Below are 23,914 nucleotides of genomic sequence, written 5' to 3' on the forward strand. Positions count from 1 at the left end.
TTGCCGTGGAAGCGCACACTCGGCTCGTCGGTTTGAGCACCACTGATCTGGCGGTCTGCCAGCACCTCGTTGTGAATCGAGTCGCTCGTGTGGGACCCGAACGCGGCCTCGTTCAAGCTCGTGTTGGGATGGCTGGCGTTGACCTGACCACCCGCAGTCAGGACACCGCGATCGAGGGCCGATCTGCCTGTGGACTTGGTGTTATCGGCGGTGTGCTCGTATTCGAGCTTCGCCACATGCTCCTTGAAATGCAATTCGGATTCCGGATCCGCGCCGTCCAGAGACAGAACCACGCTCAGGCTCTTTTGGAAGCCGAGTCGGATGACATGCTTGACGGACCGACCGCCACGCAACAGGCCGCCGGCTTCCGCGCGGAGAACCGCATCGGAGTACAGTCCTTCGATCTGCTCCCTGTTGTTCCTCCACGCTTTCTCACCACCGTGCTTCAGCACCAACTGCTTGATGTGGTCGAAAGCTGCGTTATCCGAGTCGAACTTCTCGACCACATCGCTGCCACCGATATTGAGGTTGGGGCCGATACGGGCCGGCAACTGAGGGTCTGGATCACCGTTGTGGGGCGCGCCCTCACGCTCGTCGCCTGTGCCGAGCATCGAAGCGTCGTGGGCGGTCGCTTCAGCAAGCACGCGGAGAGTGTCAAGTCGAATCCGATCGAACTCTTCTGGTTCGTCGGGATCTTCGAGTGCACCGAGTGGGTCCAAATTGGTACGTGCTAGTTGGCGGAAGAGCAGACGGTCTTGCCATTGGGTCTGCAGATCGTCGTACCCGCGATCTCCGGCGTCCCATCGGTCCAGCGCATCGAGATACCGGCGAGGCGGTACGTAACGCGTCTCCAGCCACGCCGCATCATGGGCCGCCAACCACGCCTCATCGTGGGCCATCAACCAGTCAAGACCATGACTGTCTCGCCAGTCGACGTCGTGCAACCACAACTCCGCGGCCGCCTCCGGCGCCAGATGAGCGTTACGCGCCGCGTCGTCACGACCTACGCCCGAAGCGTCAGACGGATCAACCGAGTTACCTTTATTCTCAGCCGGTTCCGGATTGGATTCCGGCTCTGGTTCCGGTTCGGCCGACCGTGTCGCATTGCGGATGACCTGCGTCTCGCCGTCAGTAAGCCCGTCTTGCCCTTCCACAACCGCAGACTGGAAGCGCGCCAGATCGGTCGCAGTGTCTGACACAACCGGAGTGAATGGCCCCCGCAACTGGTCGCGGAGTGGCGGCAGACCCGAATCATCCGAATCGTCTGTCGTATAAGTCGATTCGGTATCGTCATCGCTACTCGGTCTGAATAGGCGATCGAACACATCAGGCTGGCCTGTTGAAATCTGCCCCGCCTCGAACGCCGCGCGGTCGATATCGAACTGATCGGCGCGAACCGGGCTCCGCACCAGCGGGCGCGGGTACCCAATCAATTCATTGCCAGCCCAGACGATGGTCGCCCTATCGTCGGAAGTACCGACATCGTTGAGCGCCTCACCCAGTCGATGCTGGAGGCTGCCGCCCTCGCCGGGCCCTCGCCACCTGACGGTTCCCTGGTATGGATCACCACCGACACTGAGCATCAGCCGGCCGCCGCCGCGGGCATTCGGATCGAAGGACAGCAGCTTCATTCTTCCGCCGTGAGGACCGTTCAACTCAGAAGCAAGGGACTTGAGTGCCGCATGGTTGAACCAATCGAACAGGCGACGCCGACCCAGCTGGGCCTGCAACGCAGCACGATTGGCACGATCACGCACTGCGGGCGGGATTCCTTCGGCGTTGCCAACATCTGCGGGGTGGGTTCTGATCAACGCCTCGTGTTGCGCGGTTAACAGACCGGCCCACCAATGCGCGTTAATTTGAGCGGTGTCAACGGCACGCTGCTTACTCCCTGACGGCTGCCGGATCGCCGCAATGCCAGTTCGCGGTCCGGTGTCAGCTGGCCCAGGTTCACCCGCCGTGCGGGTCGAGCCCTGCAACGCCTGCTGCGCATCAGCCAGCCGCCGCTCTGCTGCAACCAAACTCTGCCGTGCCTCATCCAGTTCTCGTTGTGCGTCACGGTGCGACGCTACGGCCGACACCAACTTCTGCTCAGCAGTGCGCTTCGCGTCTGGGGGCAAGGGATTCGATGCCGTCGCGCCTTTCACTGCGCGGTCTGCCCGATTCAGGGCACCCAAGGCTGAAATCTGCCTCGATTCGGCGCGGGTGAATCGGTCCTCCATCGCTTCAACGTGATGCTGGGCCGCGACCGCTGTCCTGAACCGCAGCGCCGCGTCGATAAGTGCTGCATGGTCCGGCAACGCGTCCGAGGTGACAGAGTCGACCGATGGATCCGTGGTGTTGGTCTCATCGGGCGGTCCCTCGTCGCCGCTCGGCTGGCCCTCGGTTGAGGGTTCGCCAGTCAGCGGCCCAACAGCATTTCGACTCAGCGAATCTGTCGGCATCGGGCTTGCATCATTGGCATCGGCTGCTCCCCTGTCCAGCGCGAACGGAACGTCCACCTCTGACGGCAGCGACATCGTTGGCTCGATGTCCGGAACAACGACCTTGGCACCGACGTCACGGATCTCGACGCGATCATCCGGGTATTTCGCCTCATACTCAGCACGGCTGAGGTAAACGTCGTCAAAGTCCACCTCGACGTCCGACCTGCGCGACTCACCGGTGCCCGAAATGCCATCCGCGAGTCGACCTTCCGCGGGCGGCGGCGCCGATCCCGTGAAAGTGCTGCGTATTTGGCGAGCGGCCATGCGTTCGGGTTCAAAGTGGATAGACTCCGCGTCTTCGTTCGAATGCGACTCCGAAGCCGTATCCGACGAATCCGAATCGTCAACACCGCGCCGGGACTCAGCGGCATCGTCGGAGTCGCGGTGGCCACCTGATTCCGGTGCGGCCCGCAATTCACGTCCGTCCTCGATCCGCACGACCACCATTCGTCGTGCCGCGGCATCTGTCTTTTCGCCGAACGACACTACGACACCCTCGGGGACCGCATGGCCACGCGTCTCCGCGTCGGGGAATTCCACAATTCCTTGGGGAAGCCGGCGCTCGTCGAGTAGCTTTGAAACCTCTTCCTGCAGCTTCTCGCGGGTGATGTCAGCACGCGTTTGGCCGGTGACCACGGCCTGAGACCGATTGAAGCGACCTCCGTTTCCGCCACCCTGCACGTGTATGACCAGACTGCGCCCGCCGTCTGATTGCCGGCGTTGCGCCTCGTCGACCAGATCAGCGGCGAATTCCCTGATCTGATCTTCCTGCCCCCGGTCCAGCGGCGCCTTTGCCTCCTCGGCGAAGCCGATGGCTGCGTCCCACGGGACCAGCTGTGTGCCGATCCGCCTGCTGGCCGGGGCAAGCAACCGCTTCAACGCGGTTGTCATATTCGGATTTTCGACGACGTAGTGAGCGATAGCCGTCCGCAGTGGATTGATCTCGTTGTCCTGCTGACCAAGCACCCTGTCGGTCAATGCATCAATGACGGCCCTGCCGAGCGGATCACGGTGCACCGCATGGGCGACGGAGACATCTCGGTCGATGTTGCGCGTCGTTTCTATGAGCTGGTCGGCGGCGGCTTGCAACATTTTTTCATCGCTGTAGAAGCCCAAGACCGGATCGTCATATAGGGGCTTTCCAGGGTTGCGAGCTTCCAGAGGCACCACCGGTAGCCGTCCGTTGCCACGCGGCGTGGGCGTGGAGCCGACGCTGGTTATTCCGAACCTACGCAGCTCGTCGCGGTGATCGTCGGGCAATGGCTCACGACTTTTGAGAACCGAATCAAGCACGAATCCGACGCGAATCTCGGTCGCATCCTTCGGATCGAGCACCATTTCCCGGAGCGGCCCGCCTTTGGGGAAGTCGGGATGATCGCTGCGGAAGTCGGATTCGAACAGCTTGTGGATCTCGCTTGCACGATGCTCGAGGGCCTCTTGAACCTCGCCACCCAGGGCTTCAGCCAGGCCTCGCATGGGTACCCGGGGCACAACCCACATGTAGTCCTTGGTTACCTTGCGATCATCGACGGTGGTGTGCTTGGTCGCGTACCCGGAGTCCATCACGTAAGCGAGCGCCATCACTCCCATCACAGCGCGCGCTGTGGGATCCAGCAGCAGGTCCAGATCCTCGTCCGCCAGCGCGGCTGCAGCGTTGCGGCCGAACTCGGAGTCTCGCTGCCCTCTCAGATGGGCCGCGACTATTGCCGCAACTTTGCGCCCGAACTGTATGCCTTTGCGCAGATCGTCTAGTCCGCTGCCCGGCCGTGAATGTTCTGCGAGGTTGACGAGGAAGGGGTGGATACCGGCGAGCGGCACATCCTCGGTGAACTGGAAATGCATCGGTGCTTCCGCCACCCGGACCGGGTAACTTGTGACCCACGTGCCTTCGAATCCGGCTTCAACCCGGTATTCATCGCCAAGCACGTCAGACAGAAGTGCTTCATGCTCGCTCGACGCCGCCTGCTGCAGCCTCCCGATCAAATCCGACCGTCGCGCCTCAACCGCCGTGAGCGAATCCTGAGTCACGTCATCGTCTAGTGTGCGGCCAGGTACGGTGACGGCCTCTGGTACCAGAATCACGTCCCAGTAACCGGCATCGTCCGGATCGACACCGGGTGGCGGGTCCGCGTAATGCTTGCCATCGTTTCCCACGAAGACCATGCGAAGGTCGGTGGACACCTTGATAAGACCGTCGACCGAAGTTGCAACATGCGCCTTCACATGTAATGAGGTGCCGTCAGCTTTTTCGAGCCCGACGCCATAGAACTCGACTTCTTCTGCATGAGCGCCGAATTCGTGGTTCAGTGGCGCATCCAGCAGCGCCTCGTGAACCGGGACCTCCGTTGTCGACCACGCATCCGGTGACACCACGCGTCCGCGCGGATCGAGCACCACCGCCGACATCGCTACCCCAGGCGGCAAATCCTTCTCAAACCCCTCATCGTCTTTCGCACCCGCCTCAAAGACCCGCCCTCCCGAACGCTGCGGATCCACCCACCGCAACCCTTCCCCAGCAGTGGAATACAACGCCTGCACATGCCCCACCTGGCCGCCACCACGACTGAACATCACCACCGCCGACGAACCCGGCTCATCCTCAACCGCACTCATCAACGCCGACAAATCACGCACCGGCCCCCACCCACCACCAGCAAGCACCCGCCCCTGAGCACCAGCCACCCCACCACGACCCACCACAGAGTCGTCAACCGTCGAACCCCGCACCCCCTCGGGATGCAACACACCAATCAACCACCCCGCCAACAACTCACACTGCACCTCGGTCAACTCGACATGAGCATCCCCAAACAACGCCGCAACCGAATCCGAAGCCATCAACGCGTTCAACTCCGACACCGACAACGCACCGCGATGGCCAGGCCCCACCTCCACACGCAACTGAGCCCCACCAGCACGATCAAAAACCCCGTCACGCCCAGGCAGACGCGCAAGCCCGCCATCCTCGGAGGCGCCGTGCCGTTCCCCACCGCCAGACGTATCGCCGTGTCCCGCAGCGATCGGTGGATGATTGGCCATGTCGGCCCGCAGCCCCGCCCAGCTGGCGGCGAACCCTGGGTGCAGTGGCGACAGATCGCCCACTTCGCTTTCTGGGACCCACCGCAACTGCAGGCTCTCGTCATCGACGCTGGTCTGCAGCTGGTGTGGCACATCGGCGATCACCGTCGTATACGTCCAGTCGTAGCCGCCGCGAACGCGCGCCGTGTCGGTGATGTTCTGCGCGCGCACGTTGAGCTCACTGCCCTTAACGCCGGTCTCTTCCTGCAACTCACGAAGCGCTGTCTGCGTGGCGGTCTCGTGAAGGTGGCGGGCCCCGCCCGGTAGGCCCCACTGACCGCGATAGGTCTCGCCCGCTCGCTGCTGCATCAGCACAGCCCAGGAGCCGTCTGGGTTCTGCGTACGTAGGAGCACCCCGGCCCCGCCGTACCGGCCAAAACGTCGGCTACCGTCCTCGAGCGTCACCCGATCCTCGCCGTCGCCCGCGCGATAAACGTCCGTCAGTGAGTCGGGGTCAAGACCCCAATCGCCGAGTTGGTCGCGTGCCGCAGTCAGCTCCTGCTCGGTCGAAACGGTTGCCGGCCCTCCGAGGGAAAGCGCGGTCCGATGAGCGTTGAACGCGTCGAAATAGCGATCCCAGGCCTCGAGCCGACCGGCCGTGATGTCCTCTGGCCGAGCATTACCGGTCGTCGTCCGATCACTATGGACCGCAAGCTCATCGAGGTCTGCACTCCACGCTGCACGTTGCTCGTCTGGCAGTGGCGGAAGAAGCGCCATGCCATCGCTGCGAGGATGGGGGGTCGACGGCGCTGAATCAGGAACATGCGTGTGAACATCCGTGCTCAGCGGCGGAAGTGTGCCTGTTGCTCGGTCGTAAAGTGCGGCAAAGTCGGTTGCCAGGTTGTTCTTGCGTTGCACGATTGCAGACAAGAAGGATTCGACATCGTTCGAAGGCAGCCGCTGCGGACCCAGGCCCAGTTTTTCATCGTCCTCGTCCTCGTCGGACGTTGCGAGCTTGCCCGAAGCCGCAGCCCCCGTGGCATATGGACGAAACAGCTCGCGGATATCGTGATCCGGGATCGCTTGCACCTGCGTGATGAACTCCGCGAGCTCGCCGCTACGCGGATCACTCAGCTGCCTTGTGCCTTCATGGAAGTCGCGCCACAAGGTGTTGTAGACCGGGTCGAGTTCACTTTCGAACTCACCGATGACGGCGTTGGGATGAAAATCCCAATCCAATCTGTCACGGCCGAAATATCGGAACGCCTGATCCTTGTCGATCCCGACAATGGTCGAGTCCGGCATACGCAGAAATTGTTTCTGATGGGCGTCATGATTGCTGATCAGCCAGTCCAGGACATGGTGCTTTTGCAGCGTGACGAGATCCTGCGCCGACAGGTTGGCGGTGTCCAGCGGTTGCGAATCCGCAAACCACCGTTGAGCACTCACCTTGCCTTGAAGGAAGACGTAGGTCTCCGGAGCCTGGATACCCACAGCTATCTGCAGGCGGGCGGTGGCCTCCTGCACAGCGGATACGAATTCGTCACCCTGATCTGGAGCCTTGATGAGCCAGAGCTCATCTGTAGCCGGGTCCCTGAAGAGCCGGGCTCCATGGCTGCCGACCCCCTGGCCAGCGCCCTTTAGGGCGGTGGGGTTCGGACCCGGCCGTACGAATGGTGGAATCGACGACGGCGGCTGGTGCGCCGAGGGGTGTGCGCCAGATTCGTTCTGTCCCCCCGGCGGCGGCGTGGTGCCATCGTTGGGCATGTTTGGATCAAAGTGACGGTTTTCGACGAATTCGCCATAGGTGACATTCCACCGCGCACCCGGCCGGAGCGGACCCTCGTCTGCGGACCGTTCGACGGCGGTGAGTATCTCTTCGACTCCGCTGATGTTCTCCGTTCGAATGCCGCCGGCGAACACGACCTCGGCCTCATGAGTGTGGCCGCCCCCGCCGAACGTCGCATTGATATCGATGCCGCCCAGCGCGTCAATGCGGTACCGGTAGACCCGAATCCCGAGCGCCGCCGTGGGAGCGAGGATGTCAAAGTTCGGGTCGCGTGTTGTGGATATGAAGCCGGAGTTGCCCGACTGGATGTGCTCACCCAAGTCAAGATCAGTCGGGTTGGGCGGAGTGAACCCGTGTCTGAAAACCACCTCCGGTGGACGCCGGTCGAAACGGTACAACGGCTTGCGGTCTCTGCGATATTTCAGAGCACCGTCACGGTTTTCCGCACTCGGGTTCACACCGTGGATGTCAGCGGGATCGATTGGCGGGCCGATTTGTGCGCTGGGGACGCGGTCCGGTGTCGGCGCCCGAGAGCCGACTTCTCCCAAGTCGACATGACCCGCCAGATCATTGCGCCAATCATCGACATCGACGCCCTCCGCTTCCTGCACATCATGGGCAGAACGCGGACCCGGCCCCGCATTCAGGTGATCTGGCCCTTGCCCCGAAACGGAACTGGCTATGTCGTCATTACCGGCGTGGTCGACGTCGTCGCCACTCGATCCGACCGGACTGCCCGGCTCCGGTGAAGAACCACCCACACTCGGAAGCCCATCCCCGCCACTGGACTCCGGAGAAAAACTCAAGAAACTCGGATCGGCCCCACCACCCACCAACAACGGGCCCCGAGTGCTTGAACCCGACAAATCCAAGAAACTCTCATCGGGCCGAACGCCGCCGGGTTCCGGAGACAAATCCAAGAAGCTCTCGTCAGGCTGATCACCCAGTCCGGTCGCGCCGAATTCATGGTTCAGTGGCGCATCCAGCAGTGCTTCGTGAACAGGAACCTTTGTCGTCGCCCACTCATCCGGTGACACCACCCGCCCACGCGGATCAAGCACCACCGCCGACATCGCCACCCCCGGCGGAATATTCGCCAACCCCTTGGCGTCTCTTGCCGCAAGAACCTTGTGCTCGCCAAGCTGCGGATCCACCCACTGCAACCCCTGCCCAGCAGTGGAAAACAACGCCTGCACATGCCCCACCTGGCCGCCACCACGACTGAACATCACCACCGCCGACGAACCCGGCTCACCCTCAACCGCACTCATCAACGCCGACAAATCACGAACCCGACCCCACCCACCACCAGCAAGCACCCGCCCCTGAGCACCAGCCACCCCACCACGACCCACCACAGAGTCGTCAACCGTCGAACCCCGCACCCCATCGGGATGCAACACACCAATCAACCACCCCGCCAACAACTCACACTGCACCTCGGTCAAATCACCATGACCATCCCCAAACAACGCCGCAACCGAATCCGGACCCATCAACGCGTTCAACTCCGACACCGACAACGCACCGCTACGCCCAGGCCCCACCTCCCCACGCAACTGAGCCCCACCAGCACGATCAACAACCCCGTCACGCCCAGGCAGACGCGCAGGCCCGCCATCCTCGGAGGCGTCAACACTTCGACCAGGCTCAGCACCGTGATCCTCACGATTAGATGCGTCGTCGTCGGAAAGATGTTGTGTCTCTACCGAGTGCTGGTCGCTGTCTGATTCGTCAGAGTCGGGTTTGGGGCGACTCGACGCTTCGCTGTCGGCGTCGTGTGCACCATCTGATGATCTGTCATCGGTGTGGGACGGCGGGGCGCGCGATAGCGGGCCTTGCCGGATTCCCATCCGCAGTGCGGCGTCGTTTTGGGAGACGGGTACTGCATCGCGTAGCCCTTGTTGTGAGCCAGTCACGTCGACACCGGTGTGCAGCGCCGCCCGGTATTGGATTACGGCCAGCTGGACCTGCGGATTATTCGACAACCGGAACAGGTCATCATCGGGCGAAATGTAGTACTTCACACTGCCGCGGTCCCCGCTGCGCGCCGCGCGATTCTCGGCCTGAATGTCGATGTCTTTCGACACCGCCGAATGCCCGGTCACCACCACGTGCAGACCGCCCAGCGCCTTGGCCGCGTCATCGAGGGGGATGTCCACCCCGCGCGCGCCCTGCATGTTGATCACCAACACCTTGCCCGGCTTTCCGGCTTGGGCCACCACCTCCTTGAATGCCTCATCGCGATCCACGCCCTGCTTCAAAAACCACTTCGCGTCGATACTGACGTGCTCGACATTGCGCTCATTCAGCTGCGCGGAGATCTGGTTCACCAAGTCGTTGCGGTGGGCCAAAATCAACTGCGGGCGCGCGGCGTCCCCCAGAGCCTGCATCTGTTGGACATCGTCGGCGATCGTGGTCAGCTTGTCTTTCAGATTGGCGCTCACCTCAATCTCGTGGGTGGTCAACCCCGAGGTGTAATACCGCGGAACATCGGCGATCTGCGACGACAATCCCTGCTTGGCGAACAACTCGTTCTTCCCGTTAGCCGTCCCGGACGCGCCGACGACCGTCGAATACTTCTCATACAGGCCCTGTGAGGTCACCTTCTTATCGCCGTCGGAGTCATGACGCACACTGAGCCCGTGTTTGGCCTCCAGCGCCTGAGCCAACCCGCCGTTCCACCGGCTCTCCGACGACGTGCGCGGGTCATACAAAACCTGGTGGGTCATCTGATCGATGATGTACAGCTTGCCGGTCTTGTCATCGATCACGTAGTGGACGTCTTCGACATACTCCCAATGCGCCGCAGCAGCCATCCCCAGCTTGCCCAGCTGACCATCAACCTCGGCGGGCGCCAGCTTGCCGTTCGGGTTCAGCAGTGCGGTGGCTTTGGCGACCCCGGCCTCGGTCAAATGCGCTGGCCCACCGACCGTGTCGGGTTCGCGCCCGAAATCAGCCTCGGTCAGCTCCCCGCTGGCCAACTTGTCGGACAAAAACTTGCGCATCCCCTTGATCGGGTCAGCCACCGCCGGCGCCGCGTCCGCAGCGGTGCCCTCCGACAAAATGTAGTGGCCGTTGGAATACACCAGCGCCTCATCGATCTCGTCGATCTCGGCGTTAAACCCTGGCCCCACACCCGAACGCCCGCCCACCGACCCGTGCTTGAGGAACGTAAACGCCGCGTCTTGACTCGTACCCAAATACACTGTGGGTTGACCCGCTTGAGGCGCCGGCGGGGGATGATCGGAATTCAACCGGTGCACCGCATACCCCAACGGCTCCATTACCGCCCGAAAATCGGGTTCCAACTGCTCAGCCAGCACATCACGGGTGGTGTGCATGTGCACCGCCCCGCCCTCGCCGGCCTTAGCCAACTTGGCCGCGTCCAGCGCGTTACTCATCAAGAACAAATACGACTTTCCTTCCCCGGCAGCCATATTCACCACATCACCGCGCTCCATGGCACTGCCGGCCGACAGCTGCGTCCACCGTAATGTCACACCCTTGGTGCGCCGCACCGCCTCATAGAGGGCGGCTTTCATATCATCAGGCGTGCCGCCCAGCAACTGTTTCAGCCCCTCGGTACCCAGATGGGTCAACCGCTCGTGCTCGGGAATGCTCGCATCAGATCGCCCGGCAATATCGAACATCGTGCGCGCGGTGTCATGAGCCTTGTTCGCACCGGCTAGCCACGCCTCATAACGGACCGTGTCCACCGGCGCCGGGGTTTCTTTCCACCCCCCCTGTCCATCCGGGAGCAGCACCTTGGGCTGCGACAGGCGGCGGCCGTTGTCATCCTTGATCTGACGGTAGGCGATCGTGTCCCCGGTCTTGGTGTCGATCACTTTCTCGTTATCGCCAGCAAGAACATCCCCAAGCCCCGTCTTAACCACCTGCACCTCGCCCGGGTTCTCCCGGGCCCGCGACCAGGTCCCATCTAGCCCGCGGTCATGACTGGTGCCATCACCCAAGACAACATGTTGCAGCACACCGTTACTGTCAAACACCCCCCGCGCCCCACCAGGTAGCTCGACAGTCCCCCCACCAAAACTGGGCCCGACATCGATGTGACCACCCTGCCCGGCAACAAACCAGCCGTTGGCATCCCGATGCCAGGTCGTGCCATCAGCGAAGCGATCACCACTGCCCACACCACCGTCGCCATTCACTGGCGCCAATCGGTGCCGATCAGGCGCGGATTCGTCGAGATCATCGTCGCTGCCACGGTTGAGGTTGAACTTTTGGTCGACGTCGCTGTCACCGCGGGGGGTGATCTCATCGTCGTCGCTGCCGCGCTCTTCGCTGGAGATCGATCGCGACTCGACGCTGGCATCAATCGGTTCGTTGACATCAGATCCCGGCTGCTCAGACTGACTGTGCTGCGCGAGGGCTTCTCGGACAAGCCGTTGGGTCTCCTGCGGCGACAACCTGGGTCTAGTCGACTTGCCCGCAACGGCTTTGGTGTCGACTTCGACCTTCGCTTTACCGGTGGTGTCGCGTGTGAGGCTGAACCTCTTGTCGGTATCGCTGTCGCCGTTGAAAACGATCTCAGAATCCGGGCCGGACTGGCGATACTCTGCGAGGGCGTCCTGTACCAGTCGTTGGGTCTCCTGGGGTGACAACTTGCCTTTATTCGGCTTGCCCGCACCGTCTTTGGATGCCGCTGACGGCTCAGCCGATCGGAACGGATTCGTCGATTTCGGCGGGATTGATGTTGATTGCGCTTGGCTGGCCTGCGACGCTTGACTTACTTGCCGTGTACCTGAAGTGCTTTCGGATGTCGACGTCGAATTGGCCGCAGCTGAGGTTTGGCTGACCCCGACCTGCGGCGTGGCCGCCGATCCCGTGCCCGTGGAACCACGACCACTGATTCCTGCGGCTGCCGGTCGCGGCCCCGACTGCCCAGAACTGTCGGCGCGCTGACCCGATCGAGTCGACGGCTGCCCGTCGACAGCTCCTTTGGCCTGCCCTGGGTTTGCACTCGAATTGTTTGATGCACCCGAGGTACCGGTGTTTTGGGCGCCGGTGCTTTGGGTGCCCGATCCATTACTCTGCGCCGGCGCCGTAGCGCCAGTCTGCTGTCCTGTCGCTGAGCCGTTTGTCGACGAACCGGCCCCGGCGCTCTGACCGTTAGTCGCACCCGTGCCCTGCCCTGTCGCAGAACCACTTTTGGCCCCGGTCCCCGAGTTCTGACCGCTGGCCGACGCAGTACCCTGCCCACCCGTGCCCGAGTTCTGACCGCTGGCCGACGCAGTACCCTGCCCACCCGTGCCCGAGTTCTGACCGCCGGCCGACGCAGTACCCTGCCCACCCGTGCCCGAGTTCTGACCGCTGGCCGACGCATTACCCTGCCCATTCGCCGAACCACTCAGCGCCCCGGTCCCCGAGTTCTGACCATTGGCCGTACTCGTGCCCTGCCCTGTCGCAGAACCACTCTGCGCCCCGGTCCCGGAATTTTGCCCATTGGCCGACGCAGAACCCTGCCCGTTCCCGGTACCGCGCTGCGCGCCGGTCCCCGAGTTCTGACCATCGGCCGTGCCCTGCCCATTCGCCGAACCACGCTGCGCGCCAGTCCCCGAGTTCCGACCATCGGCCGTGCCCTGCCCATTCGCCGAACCACGCTGCGCCCCGGTCCCCGAGTTCTGACCATTGGCCGTGCCCTGCCCACTCGCCGAACCACGCTGCGCGCCAGTCCCCGAGTTCTGACCATTGGCGGTGGCACCGCTGCGGTCCGCTCCGGTCGAGTTGCCACCGCCGCCGTCGTCACCGACAAGTGTCTCTTCGGACGCTGACCACGTCTGCCCGCCGGTGGTGCCGTAAGGACCCCCCGAGTTGGGCGGTGGCTCGTTCCCCAGGTCTGAACCCTCCGTCGAGAAGGAATCCTTGCCCGGCCCGCCATCTATTAGAGGCTTATCGTGATCGAACCCGCCCTGCGGAGGTGGGGGCGCGTTGCCGTGATTGTTGTCCTTCAGGCCGTGGATCGCTCCAGTCATCGCGCCGGGTATTGCCCCGCCGAATACTGATAAGGCAGTGATGTCACTGCCGGTAGCCAACGCTCCGGCAATATTGCCCGGTACTCCAATGGCGTAGTGAGTCGCGGCACCTTTCACCATTTTCATTACTGTGTTCTTGGCCGGCGGGACAATATGATTTATCGGATGGTGAAGTGCGCCACCGACCGCACCACCGACAGCACCACCGATCGCGGCTTTCTTGATATTGTCCAAACTGAAGCCGGTGCCCCGCTTGTCATGCTGGTATGCCTCGACCGCGACTTCCTGAAGCACGCTTTGCCAGAGTTCTTGAAACGCCTCTTTCCCGCCATATTTGATGAGCTTGGGGATAGTTACAACGCCTTTTCCGGCATTTACAGCTTCGTCAATCCCCCGCAGAGCCTTGACAATTGTCTGGACCCACCGCAGCTCCATGACGGCCTCGAAGCCCGGTATCCAACTCAGAGAAATGCCGAAGTCGAAATATGAGGTCGCGATCGCATAAGCGATCTCGAGCGCCGTCATCACCAACGTGGCAATGATGTTCACCTTGGCGTATTCGAGTTGCTGGGCGAAGTCATGCGCCTGCGAACTCAGCGCCCTCAGTGCATCGACCTCGTGGGCGATCGAGTTGTCACCATCCAACAGGTCGTCGAACTGCGCTTTTGCGGCCGTCGCCGTGTCACCGACGAGCACCGCGAGCGTGTCGTCGCGAACCTGTTCCAGCCCGGGAAGTAGCGCTTCGAGCTTGTCGGCAGACTGCTTCCAGTCGTCGGCGAGACGATACATGGCGTCTTCATCACCATTCGGCCACTCCTGGCCGGCGATCACCGCCAACCATTGCAGCTCAGGCGGCATCTGAATGGTCACAAACCCACCACGCCGTGAATTAGGAAATTAGGGCAGAGCACACCAACTGCGCCTAAGAGTGTTTTTCCATGGTGTCGGCCGCGGTGTTCAATCCGTCGGCATAGAAGTCGAGAATGTCCGTGAGGTTTTGGAGGATGTCGGTCGTATATTTGACCTGATCCTTGTAGCCACCGGATACCTCGGCGAATTGTTTGCCCATCTTATCCGTGCCCCACGGCGTACCGTTTGAGTCCTTATTGTGCAACGCCAGATCCTTCACGACGTTCGCATCGGCGGACCGATCGCTGAGTTCTTTCGCAACTTGTCGCAAGCCGCCCGGGGTCACTGCTACTTCTTTAGCCATCAGACATTCCTTACGTTGGGATACGCCGAATTCTCCTCGTCGTCTTCGACTCGAGGCTCACTCGGCGGGGTGGTGGGCGGATTGAAAAACGACATAACCTCAGAGAAATCGGGCATTTCGCCGGCAATGTCGGTCATCGACCGCATCGTCTGTCGGCGCTGAGTCATCGGTTCGAGCAGGGCGGCCGACTGGCGGCCGACCTCTTGTGCTGCTTTTCGAACCGCACTGACGATGTGACCGCCGAGGTCGGCCAGCTCATTGTCATCGAGATAGGTTTCTTCGATCACGATCTCGGAGACCACACCCTGCACGTCTACGGTGACCTCCACCGCGCCCTCAGCAGCCGTCGCCTTGGCTACCAGCGTCGTACGCTTCTCCTGCAGAGCTGCCAGATCTCGCATCTGCTCGTGCAGCAGCGACATCATGCCGCCGAGATCCTCTATACCTAATTGGTCTTCCACTACACTGCCTTCCTTCTGCGTCGAAGCATCTAATTCCTAGCGACGTCAGCCACGGTGCGACGCTTCTCCCGCAGGATCGCCACGTCATCAGCGATGAGCCGGTCGATTCGTTCGTGAAGCAGCGACCTCGTCATCGGTTGAGCGCTCGCCATATCCGGCGCAAAGATGTAGTCACCGTCGTCTCGTACCTGGATCCACACCAGGGTCTCCTTCTCCCAATCACGTCCCCACTTCGCCCGCCGACGCCAATGGCTCTGCACAGTGGCATAGGCAGTCACCTCCTCTTGTGGGACGGTGACTTCCATTCTCGCGACAAACGTTTCAGAGACGGCGAAATCGCCACTGTCATAGACATTCGGGTCTGGCAACAGGTACTCGTTGACGGCGATCGCGGCATGTTGCCCCGGCTTGTCGATAGGAGCTTTCTGGGATATGGCTGCCCCAAGTTCGTACGGCGAAAGCTGGTATACGTCAACAAGGTCGGCGTCGGGCCTCTGTTCGGCAAGGAACCCTTGCTCGTCCATCCGATGCGCCACAATCCGCACACTTGGCGTGTCGTTCGGAATGTACTGGATATTGAACGTCACGCAGATGTCTGCGCCCGCATAGCTCGCCATGTACTTGTCGAGGTGCTTCAAGTCGCCACCGGCGTACCTCTCGCGCACCGCCGAGGAGTGCTTGGCGACGTCTTCAACGGTGCCGAAATCTGCAGGCCGCGTGTGCATGAACGGATACGGCAAGAAGTTGTAGGCGTGGATTTCGTTAAGCACCTTGAGGTCGTACAGGTCGATCGTGTCCAGCGGTTGCAATTCCGTGTGGTAATTGAGCTCGCCAAGACGCTGGTTGTGGTGTCGGAAGTGGGTCACGGTGTCACCTGCCTCCGATTGTTTGGCCCGGCATCACATTTGGAACGAGACGTGGGTCGCGTTGAGGCTGACTGTGTCGTCGCTCCGCGGCTGTTGTCCGCGCGGGTTGTTGAGCGGTTTCGTCGGTTTCGGTGTGCGGTTCGCCGTCATCGGCGCCCAGCACCGGCACCACGGCGTCGATGTCGCCGAATATCTCCTCGCCGTTCTTCTTGCGGCGCAATGCCTTATTGGCCTTGTGCTCTTTGCCCGTCGCGCCACGCTGACCGCCGCCACCGCCGCCGCTCCCGCTGCCGCCGCCAGCAGCTCCGCCTGCCCCAGCCGACGAACCTGCCAGCGCTCGCTCGCCTGTCGCCATGGCGGGAAGTCCTGCCTTCGACATTGCGGCTACTGGTGTCCCGGCCGGTCCGAGGCCTGCCACGCCACTGCGCGCCCCGAGACCGGCGCCACCGCCGCCTCCGGCACTGTCGAGAGCTTTGAGATTCTTGGGGTCAAACCCCCCTGCTCCGTGGGGATCTCCACCCTTTCCTTGCAACGCACCCAGTGCCTGCTGAGCGGCATCGGCGGCTTTGCCTGCAACATCGGCAGCCTGCCCGGCGCCATCGGCGCCATTTTGGTTGGGATTACTCAGCAGGCTCTTGCCAGTTCCTGCCGAATTATTTCCTGCGCTGTTTACTGCGCCCAGGGCATTGCTCAGACCACTACTGAGACCGCTACTCAATCCGCTCAGAGCACCCAATCCGCTGTCGGCGCCCAAACCGCTGTCGGCGCCTGGTGGCCGGGCCGAGAAGTTGTTACCGGTCAGCGCCTGTAGATCTGCGGGCGTCATCCCCGGTGGGAGATTCGCTGCCAAGGCCTGCAGCGCGGCCGGTGGGAGGTTGGCCAAATTCGGGTCGCTCAACAGGCTCGCCAGAGTGGTGGGATCGACCGTGCCACCGTTGGGGTTGGTCAACGCATTCGACAGAGCGTTGGGATCAAACCCGTCTCCCCCGCCGCCGCCGGCTCCCACGTTCCCCAACGCGTTCGAGAGCGCGTTGGGGTCAAAGTTGTCACCGCCGCCATTCGGGTTCTTCAGCGCATTCACGAGAGAGTTGGGGTCAAACGTGTCACCGCCGCCATTCGGGTTCTTCAGCGCATTCACGAGAGAGTTGGGGTCAAACGTGTCACCGCCGCCGCCACCGCCGCCGCCACCGTTGAACAGATTCTTCAGGTCTTTGTCGATGGCGTTGGGGTCGAAGTCGTCACCCCCGCCCTTGCCGCCGCCGCCACCACCACCCAAAGCCTTCTTGATTGCGTCACCGATGCCGCCGTCATCGCCGCCGCCACCGCCGCCCGCGCCGCCCGCGCCCTTCGGATTGTTGGGATCCACACTGACCGGAGGCGCCTTGCCGAACGAAGGATTGCCCTGCGCGATGTCCTTGATCACCGGGTTGTAAACAGTCCGTATCACGCTTTGCGCGTGGCTATCGAATTGGCTGTTGATGTCATTGACGTGGTGCGGGTAATGCTGGAGTAGCACGTCCAGCAGCATCGCGTCGTTGTGTATGTCCAGCGCGATCCACATCATCATCCGCGAAAAGCCGGCTTCGAGAATGCCTAGGGCTTGCAGTCCTTTCGACATATCAGAAATGGGGCCCTGGGTCAGATCGGTGAACGCCAGCACATTGTTCTTCACTGCCTGAGCGGTCTCACCCTCCCAACCGTCAACGGCGACGAACTGAGTCGCAAAGTCTTGTGTGTTGTGCACGAGGTCGTTACCGAACTGAATCCACAAATCGCTGAAATGTTGATCGATTGGCGTCTCGACCGCGACATTTGTGAAAGCGTTGCGCAGCTTGTCAAAGGTGAAGTTTTCCGGCACTTCGGGTACCACCGAGGTCGGATTTTTGGTTGCGCCCACTGCGCCCAGGCCATCGAGCCCATTGGGCGGAGGATCGAAATCATCGTCAACATTCGGCGTGAAGTCCGGAGGCGGGATCTTGTCGGTGTGGAAATTGCGACCTCCCAGCCAGGCCTTTATGGCGTCGGGATTATTCCCAACTGCCTCGATCGCATCTGCGACATCGCTCCCTGTAGGGTCAGCGCCATCCGGATTCCAACCCAAGGGCCGCGGCTCACCCTGAGTCCACACCGCGCCTTGTGAACCATCGGGGTTGACGTGATAAACCGTGTTGCCGTTGACATCCTTCAGCGGATCATCCGACGTCCCATCATCGGTCGCCGCGTTATGTCCGAAGGTGACCGGACCAGGTTTTGGCTTGCCATCGGGCCCGACGTCCGGGAACTCGTTTGGGTCACCGTAATTCGGTTCATATACATCGGTCATCGCTGGATATCCTGACGTTAGCCGGCGCGCATGAGGCTGTCAGCGGCTTTCTTGACGGTAGTTTCGAGCTCATCGAAATATTGGATGGATTTTTTCGAGCGTGTCCCTGATCCCTCGGGCCATTCATATCGTCGAGCAAATCATTCTTCGTTTGGATCGCCGAACTGAGAGTGTCAGGGTTTGGTAATCCAAAGGGCCCATGTGCTCCATGCGATACCGCCCACGCTAACCGTGATTCTCGATGGCGGTGCCCGACTTACCTACTGCGTCTCCCAGCGCCTCAAGATAGTCAATGCATTTCTGCATCATGTCCTTCGCGCCGCCCGGGCCGTTGATGTCATACAGCAGATTCCGTTTAGTCGCGTGTGCCGAGGTGAGATCTCCCTCGTTGCCCATTTCGTCGATCGAATCCATATATGACCGCGTGTGTTCGAGCTGCCCTTTGTACGTCGTGATGAGAGAGACAAGCTTCTTGTGCGACTCTGGCGTGAAGTTCAAGTTGGGCGACCCAGCATCCGCGTATTTCTTGAGGTCACCCGTCAAGTCGGTAAGCGAGGTGCCGTTTGGATTGCCGGTGTCGCCACCCCCGCCTGAGTCGTCAGACTTGTCACCATTGCCGCCGCCTGAGTTGCCTCCGCTGCCTCCGTTGCCGCCGCCTGAGTTGCCGGAACCACCTGAGTTACCGGAGCCGCCGCCGCCGTTGCCGGAATCGCCGTCATCTGAATCGGAAGTCGCCATCGTTGTTGTGCACTCTCTTTCGGGTACTGAGAAGGGATGCCCGGGCTTGTCACCGACAAGCCCGGGCCCGCCTGCTTAATAACGAGAAGCGAGAAGCTTGTCGAGGTGCTGCATGCTGTCCGCCTGCTCGTGCCCGGAGCCCTGCAACTGGTCGAGCTGCTGTGCCGCGTCGTCCATCTTTGTCTTGATAACGGCCATTTGCTGTTGCATGGCTTCGGGGGCGGAGCCCTTGTAGGCGTCTTCCATCGCATTGACGACCTGGGCTACGTCATCTTGTAGCTGGTGAAACTGCGAGATCCGCGTTTGAATCTCACCCAACGAGTCAGCGATTTGACCAAAGTTGTAGTGGATAACGTCGCTCATTGATCTACTCCTTAGCTTTCGTGCGCGATGTACTGGTTGAGGTCTGACTTCCCTTGTTCTGCCAGCGAATCCAAGTGGGTTATCACTGTGTCGAGGTCCGCCATCAGCTCATTGGAAGCGTTTTGATACTTCTGCGACTGCTGGCCCAGCCACCCCGTCGAGGTCAGATCCTGCGCCACGCTGTCCATTTGGGTCTTCAGGTCCTTGGCGTTGGCTTGAGCGTCAGTGACCTTTTGCAAATCGGCCCTGGCTTGTTCAATGCTTATACCCACGATTGGCATTGCGCTTCCTCCTTAAATAGATGATCGTGCATGTAATCGGTTGTTGCACAAGGGTAATCGATGGATCGTTGGTTGGCGCTACCCGTCACCCCCTCCGGCATTTGTCAGCTCGGCGAGCCGCGTGATCGCTTGAACGATTGCGTGGTCGGTGCCCGCTTTCACCGTGGTCCATATCTCCCCGGTCGGCGACGCGCTCGGTGCAGCGACGATTCGCCCACGTTTCGTGTAGAACACACCCGCAGCCGCCGGCGCGCGACAAATCCTGTCCTCATCGGCAACCAAGGCGTAGACGACGATCTCGGCAAACGCTTGCCGGGATGCCAGCGCGGCACCCAGCGACATCGCCGTTTTCTGATCGGCGCCCAGACTGCGTATCCGGTCCGACAGGGCCACGGGATCGTCTGTGCCGCAGAGGCATTCCGCAAGCTGTGGCAGCGGGGCTGCGAACGGTTCCACGGGGGCTGGCTTGGAGTGCGGGAGTTCACTCACCAATGCCGTGGCCATCGAGAGCGTTTCGACGACATCCCCCAACGGCCGTAGAGAAATGACCTCCGAAATACGACGGGCCAGCACGCCGGTTGGGCCACGCCGCGCAACGGCCACCCGCGCCGTGCCGTCTGGTGTCACCACCCTCATCGCCCACTGGAGGTCGGGCCGATGCAAGGTTTCCAGCGCCACGCTCAGAACCGGGTGCACCTCGCCATTGGCGATCATGTTGCGGGCCGCCAGATTGCGCCTGGCGCGTTCGAAAGCCGCCTCTCGATCCGCGATCGTGGCGTAGCGCGGGCGGACGTTCAACACTGTGGGTAGATCGAAGACGCCAATCTGCCCGGCCACGGCCTGAAGTTCGTCGTGGGTCAGGCTGATGTGATGTGACAGCGTCGCGGTCATAGCGTCAAGCCCTTGTCGATCCCGATTACCGCCGGGGCCGCCCACTGACTGGACACCTGCTCCAGGGTCGCCTCGGGCTCCTCGGCGTAGGCGGGTACGTCGGAGTGGTCAGGTTGCCCGAGTTCATCGAATATCGATGTGCTCGGGCCCCAACTGACACTGGACACTGTGAATGCCGCGTCGCTCTGCTGGGCGGCAGGCAGCCAGGACGCCGATGCATCAGACAATCCGGCACCTGGCTCGCCGCTGCCATCGAGTGTTGCTGCAGGCAAGATTGATTCGTGTTCGCGCTGTCCGCCGGCTGCTCGCGCCATGGCACCCGCACCCATCGGCCCATATCCGTCCATCCCGCCGCTCGAGCTGCCTCCAGCGCCGCCAGAAGTGACCTGGCGCAGAGCCTTGCGATCGGCGCTGGACTTCGCTTGGTTGGCTGTGAATGGCGTGAGTGGGGTCGGCGCCGCGGCTGCACTGACGGCTCCCCCCGCGGTACCGGCGCCGTCAGCGTCGTCATCAGCGGCTTTGGCACGACGCTCCGCTTGCAGGGAATCACCTCTGCATACATCAGGCGGAGTCGGTTGGTCCCACGGCGTAGCGAAAGCGCTACACGACTCTTCGTATTGGTACATGACTGATGCAGCGTCGGCCTGCTTAACCGACGCCGCATCATCCAGTTCAGCGAAGCGCCCGTTGAGGATTGCGCCGTTATAGGCAGCCAGCGAATCCATCACGTCGCGCGCGACTCGTTCCTGGACCGCCTCGGGCAGACTCGGCATGGCCAAGACGGCAACACCGTTCGCTGTAGCTGCTTCTTCGGCTCGCTCACCGTTCGCGGCGGCACTCAGACTGATCGCCTGCAGCCATCCGCCGAACTGTTCGAGCTTGTTGGCCACGACGTCCGCCCCCCGGCTGGCGAACGATGCCCGCAGCTGCTCGAGCAGGTTGCCGTAGTCCTCAGCGACAGAGACTATTTCGTCAGCAACGCGGACCCAGGCGGCACCGGCTTGACCGACCGATCGCGGACCTGGACCCTCGGTGAGGTCTCGGGCTAGCTGCTCGGTGCTGCGCGATTCCCATGCCACATTAGTGAAGCCCATGCGATGACCTCCCTTCACGAAGAACACCAAATGCTCTAAGGCCGACGCCGCAGCCTCGCCGCGGAAGCTCGGCGCCGAAAGTCTAAGTCTGATTTGTTACAAGCGCACGGCGTAGCGATTTCGATACCGTACGAGTGACTTTTCGTGTCAGAGACGACAAATCGACTGAACAGGGTAGAGGTTGTCGCATCGCGCACGAGGTACACATATAACCTGCACGCATCGTGTTTGGTTCAAACTTACTGCGGTATAACATAATTGTGCGTCACCCCCAGATTGGTCCCACTACCGCATGCCAACAACTCATCCGCGCGTCAATACGCAGCTAGCCCGGCCCGACTGTGCCGTGCCCGGGCTAGCTCGCAATATGTGATGAATGCCTAGACAGTGAAGTCGCTTTCAGCGTCCAGGACATTTTGTGTGTGTGCCCGCAAGGTCGCTGCGATCTCTCGCGCCTCGTTGGACCCCTGCCCCGCCGACTGGACAAAGCCCGTATGCACATCATTGAGAGTCGTTGCGACTCGCTGAGAAACCTCATCGCGCCCGGCAGCCACAACGGTCAAGTTTTGCGCTTCAACCTCCATGACCTTGTCGATGCGGTCGGCCAATGCATCGAGTTGCCCGGCCGCCTCCATGACATCGGACGGCTGCATTGAGAATTCTGAATTGTTCGTCATGCTGAAACTCCTTGTTTAGATTCGCAAATCGATATCCGGGCGTTCGGCTGGATCGATCTGACCGAGCACCGGCGGGGCAGCGTTGCCGAGATCGCCGACGATCTGATCGTTCGAGGTGTGGAGGAACGCCGCCGGGTTGTGACGACCATCCGTGGCGCCCGCCTTTCCTGCGCCACCCATCGGACCGCCCGTCATTGGTGAACCGCCCATTCCGGCGGATTCGGCTGCGGTTGAGCCTTGCAAGGGCATACCGTCCGCACCGGCCTTGGGCACCGCTGGGATTTGAGGAGCCAACTGCGAATTGGCCAACCCTGAAGACACGCCTTTCGCCGCGCCCGCAGCCCCTGCGCCGCCGCCTGGTTTTGCCAACCCAGCCTTGTTTACGGGAGCAGGGTCGGTTGCTGGGTCGTTGGGGTCGCGGTCACCAGGCTCTCCGGCGCCGGCCTGAGCCGTCTGCGTGGCGGCACTCACACCCTCCATCACCGGCGAGATCAGGCTTGTCCCCACTTCCAACGACGGGCCCAAAAACTGTGTAGCCGCCCCGATACCAGGTGCGGCGGCCAGGCTTGCCGGTGCGGCGGCCGCGCTTGCGGGTGCCGCCGCCAGCATGGACGTTGAGGCGGACATGGGAACCGGCGCACCCACCGCTCCAACCTGCGCCGCCTGTTCACCGATGGCTCCCTGCGCTTCGGTGGTCACCTCCGCGGCTTCCGTGACAGCTTCAGTCGCTGCTTGGATGGCCTGAGCCATTCCCCAGGGAAAGATGATGCTCGGTCCGATCGCGATGATTTTTGCGATGAACTCGTTGATGATGGCGATCAGTCGGGCCTGGGCCTGGCTGACGGTCGCGGCAACCGTGGACAGGCTCTGGCCCAGACTCGCCGACTGGCTGGCCACCTTGCTTCCGTCGGCCATTGCTGCCGAGGTCGCGGCTCCTGCCGCGGATCCGGCAACCCCCTGCCACACACTCGCAAGTTGAGACACACCCTGCGCCAGCGGCTCCGCAGCCGACTCGAACGCCTGCGCAATTCCCTGGAACATCTGCGTCGGGTCGGCGCCTTTGTTGAACTGACCCGTCCCCAATGTTCCCAGAGCATCGGTGGCGGGCTTGATCATTTGCGTCGGATCGAGGGGATTCGCTGCGCCTGAGCGCGTTTGGCTGTCCGTACCGTCCTGCGGCAGGGCGTGGGAGGGTATCGGTGGCAATCCGATGCGGGACAGAATGTCCTGAACCGGCTGATTCAGATAGTCCGCAAGGTTCGTCTCATGGGCATTGATGACCTGCTCGGGGTCAAAACCAGGCTGCGCCTGTTGCAGATGGTGTGGTGAAATCGTGTGCGCTGATGGACTGTTCGCTGCTGATTGCTGCGCGACGGCCATTGATATTCGCTATCACACGTCGTCGGCGGCTGTATACGCGGCGTTCGAGGCGCTTGTGGCTCCGCCAATCGCACCGTGAACTGCGCCCACCGTGAGGGTGCTGAACAGGTTGTTGGTCTGCGCGGGAGCGTATGCAAGGAGGAAATTGGCGCCGATCGGTCCAACTGCTGCGACGGCGGCACTGAACATCGCTCCCGCATCCGCCGAACCCGCATCCGAGATCATCTCCCCTGCAGCAGTGTTCGCACTGGAGAAAGCCTGCAGCCCTACTGGAACAACCGAAAGGACCATCTCACCGAACCTCTCTCGAGTGATTTCTTACCTAGAGTTAAACCGTT

Annotated in this window: 15 protein-coding genes and 1 pseudogene (1 of these 16 only partly in view); 2 read left to right on the forward strand and 14 right to left on the reverse strand. The window is 61.9% G+C overall.

The window, feature by feature from the left end:
* Nucleotides 1-11,141: the 5' portion of a scabin-related ADP-ribosyltransferase gene (locus ACVWWN_RS33310; RefSeq protein WP_457149498.1), read on the reverse strand. Its footprint begins 29,875 nt before the window's first position; 11,141 of the gene's 41,016 nt are visible here — the first part of the coding sequence; the start codon lies at nt 11,139-11,141; its stop codon lies beyond the left edge, outside the window.
* A gap of 222 nt (nt 11,142-11,363) precedes the next feature.
* Here ACVWWN_RS33310 and ACVWWN_RS33315 point away from each other — a divergent pair, with 222 nt between their 5' ends.
* Nucleotides 11,364-11,915: a hypothetical protein gene (locus ACVWWN_RS33315; RefSeq protein WP_457149499.1), complete on the forward strand. Its 552-nt coding sequence runs from the start codon at nt 11,364-11,366 to the stop codon at nt 11,913-11,915.
* Between the two features lie 1,470 nt (nt 11,916-13,385).
* A complete protein-coding gene (locus ACVWWN_RS33320) occupies nt 13,386-13,778 on the forward strand; it encodes a hypothetical protein (RefSeq protein WP_457149500.1) in 393 nt (130 codons plus the stop codon).
* Nucleotides 13,779-13,826: 48 nt separating this feature from the next.
* Here the strand turns inward: ACVWWN_RS33320 and ACVWWN_RS33325 are convergent.
* The 13 genes and pseudogenes from ACVWWN_RS33325 to ACVWWN_RS33385 all read right to left on the reverse strand — a co-directional run.
* A pseudogene (locus ACVWWN_RS33325) lies at nt 13,827-14,147 on the reverse strand (WXG100-like domain-containing protein); the annotation flags it as partial.
* Nucleotides 14,148-14,211: 64 nt separating this feature from the next.
* Complete coding sequence (locus ACVWWN_RS33330; RefSeq protein ID WP_457147654.1) at nt 14,212-14,502, reverse strand: hypothetical protein; 291 nt, start codon at nt 14,500-14,502, stop codon at nt 14,212-14,214.
* Complete coding sequence (locus ACVWWN_RS33335) at nt 14,502-14,963, reverse strand: YbaB/EbfC family nucleoid-associated protein (protein ID WP_457147655.1); 462 nt, start codon at nt 14,961-14,963, stop codon at nt 14,502-14,504. The genes ACVWWN_RS33330 and ACVWWN_RS33335 overlap by 1 nt, the downstream gene beginning before the upstream one ends.
* Nucleotides 14,964-14,992: 29 nt before the next feature.
* A complete protein-coding gene (locus tag ACVWWN_RS33340) occupies nt 14,993-15,829 on the reverse strand; it encodes a hypothetical protein (protein ID WP_457147656.1) in 837 nt (278 codons plus the stop codon).
* A gap of 4 nt (nt 15,830-15,833) precedes the next feature.
* The gene (locus ACVWWN_RS33345) at nt 15,834-18,152 is read right to left on the reverse strand and encodes a hypothetical protein (protein WP_457147657.1); all 2,319 of its coding nucleotides are present in this window, start codon (nt 18,150-18,152) and stop codon (nt 15,834-15,836) included.
* Nucleotides 18,153-18,377: 225 nt separating this feature from the next.
* Nucleotides 18,378-18,890: a hypothetical protein gene (locus tag ACVWWN_RS33350; protein ID WP_457147658.1), complete on the reverse strand. Its 513-nt coding sequence runs from the start codon at nt 18,888-18,890 to the stop codon at nt 18,378-18,380.
* Between the two features lie 75 nt (nt 18,891-18,965).
* Nucleotides 18,966-19,253, reverse strand: a complete 288-nt coding sequence (locus ACVWWN_RS33355; protein WP_457147659.1) for a WXG100 family type VII secretion target — start codon at nt 19,251-19,253, stop codon at nt 18,966-18,968.
* Between the two features lie 11 nt (nt 19,254-19,264).
* On the reverse strand, nt 19,265-19,534 hold the full coding sequence (locus ACVWWN_RS33360; RefSeq protein WP_457147660.1) for a hypothetical protein: 270 nt from the start codon (nt 19,532-19,534) through the stop codon (nt 19,265-19,267).
* A gap of 78 nt (nt 19,535-19,612) precedes the next feature.
* Nucleotides 19,613-20,425: an ESX secretion-associated protein EspG gene (locus ACVWWN_RS33365; protein WP_457147661.1), complete on the reverse strand. Its 813-nt coding sequence runs from the start codon at nt 20,423-20,425 to the stop codon at nt 19,613-19,615.
* Nucleotides 20,422-21,519, reverse strand: a complete 1,098-nt coding sequence (locus ACVWWN_RS33370) for a PPE domain-containing protein (RefSeq protein WP_457147662.1) — start codon at nt 21,517-21,519, stop codon at nt 20,422-20,424. The genes ACVWWN_RS33365 and ACVWWN_RS33370 overlap by 4 nt, the downstream gene beginning before the upstream one ends.
* Nucleotides 21,520-21,899: 380 nt before the next feature.
* On the reverse strand, nt 21,900-22,196 hold the full coding sequence (locus tag ACVWWN_RS33375) for a PE family protein (RefSeq protein ID WP_457147663.1): 297 nt from the start codon (nt 22,194-22,196) through the stop codon (nt 21,900-21,902).
* 15 nt (nt 22,197-22,211) lie between these two features.
* Nucleotides 22,212-23,576 carry a hypothetical protein gene (locus ACVWWN_RS33380; RefSeq protein ID WP_457147664.1) on the reverse strand — a complete coding sequence of 455 codons (1,365 nt, stop codon included), beginning with the start codon at nt 23,574-23,576 and terminating at the stop codon, nt 22,212-22,214.
* Between the two features lie 12 nt (nt 23,577-23,588).
* Complete coding sequence (locus ACVWWN_RS33385; RefSeq protein WP_457147665.1) at nt 23,589-23,867, reverse strand: hypothetical protein; 279 nt, start codon at nt 23,865-23,867, stop codon at nt 23,589-23,591.
* Between the last annotated feature and the right edge of the window lie 47 nt (nt 23,868-23,914).

The organism is Mycobacterium sp. URHB0021, from assembly GCF_054057895.1.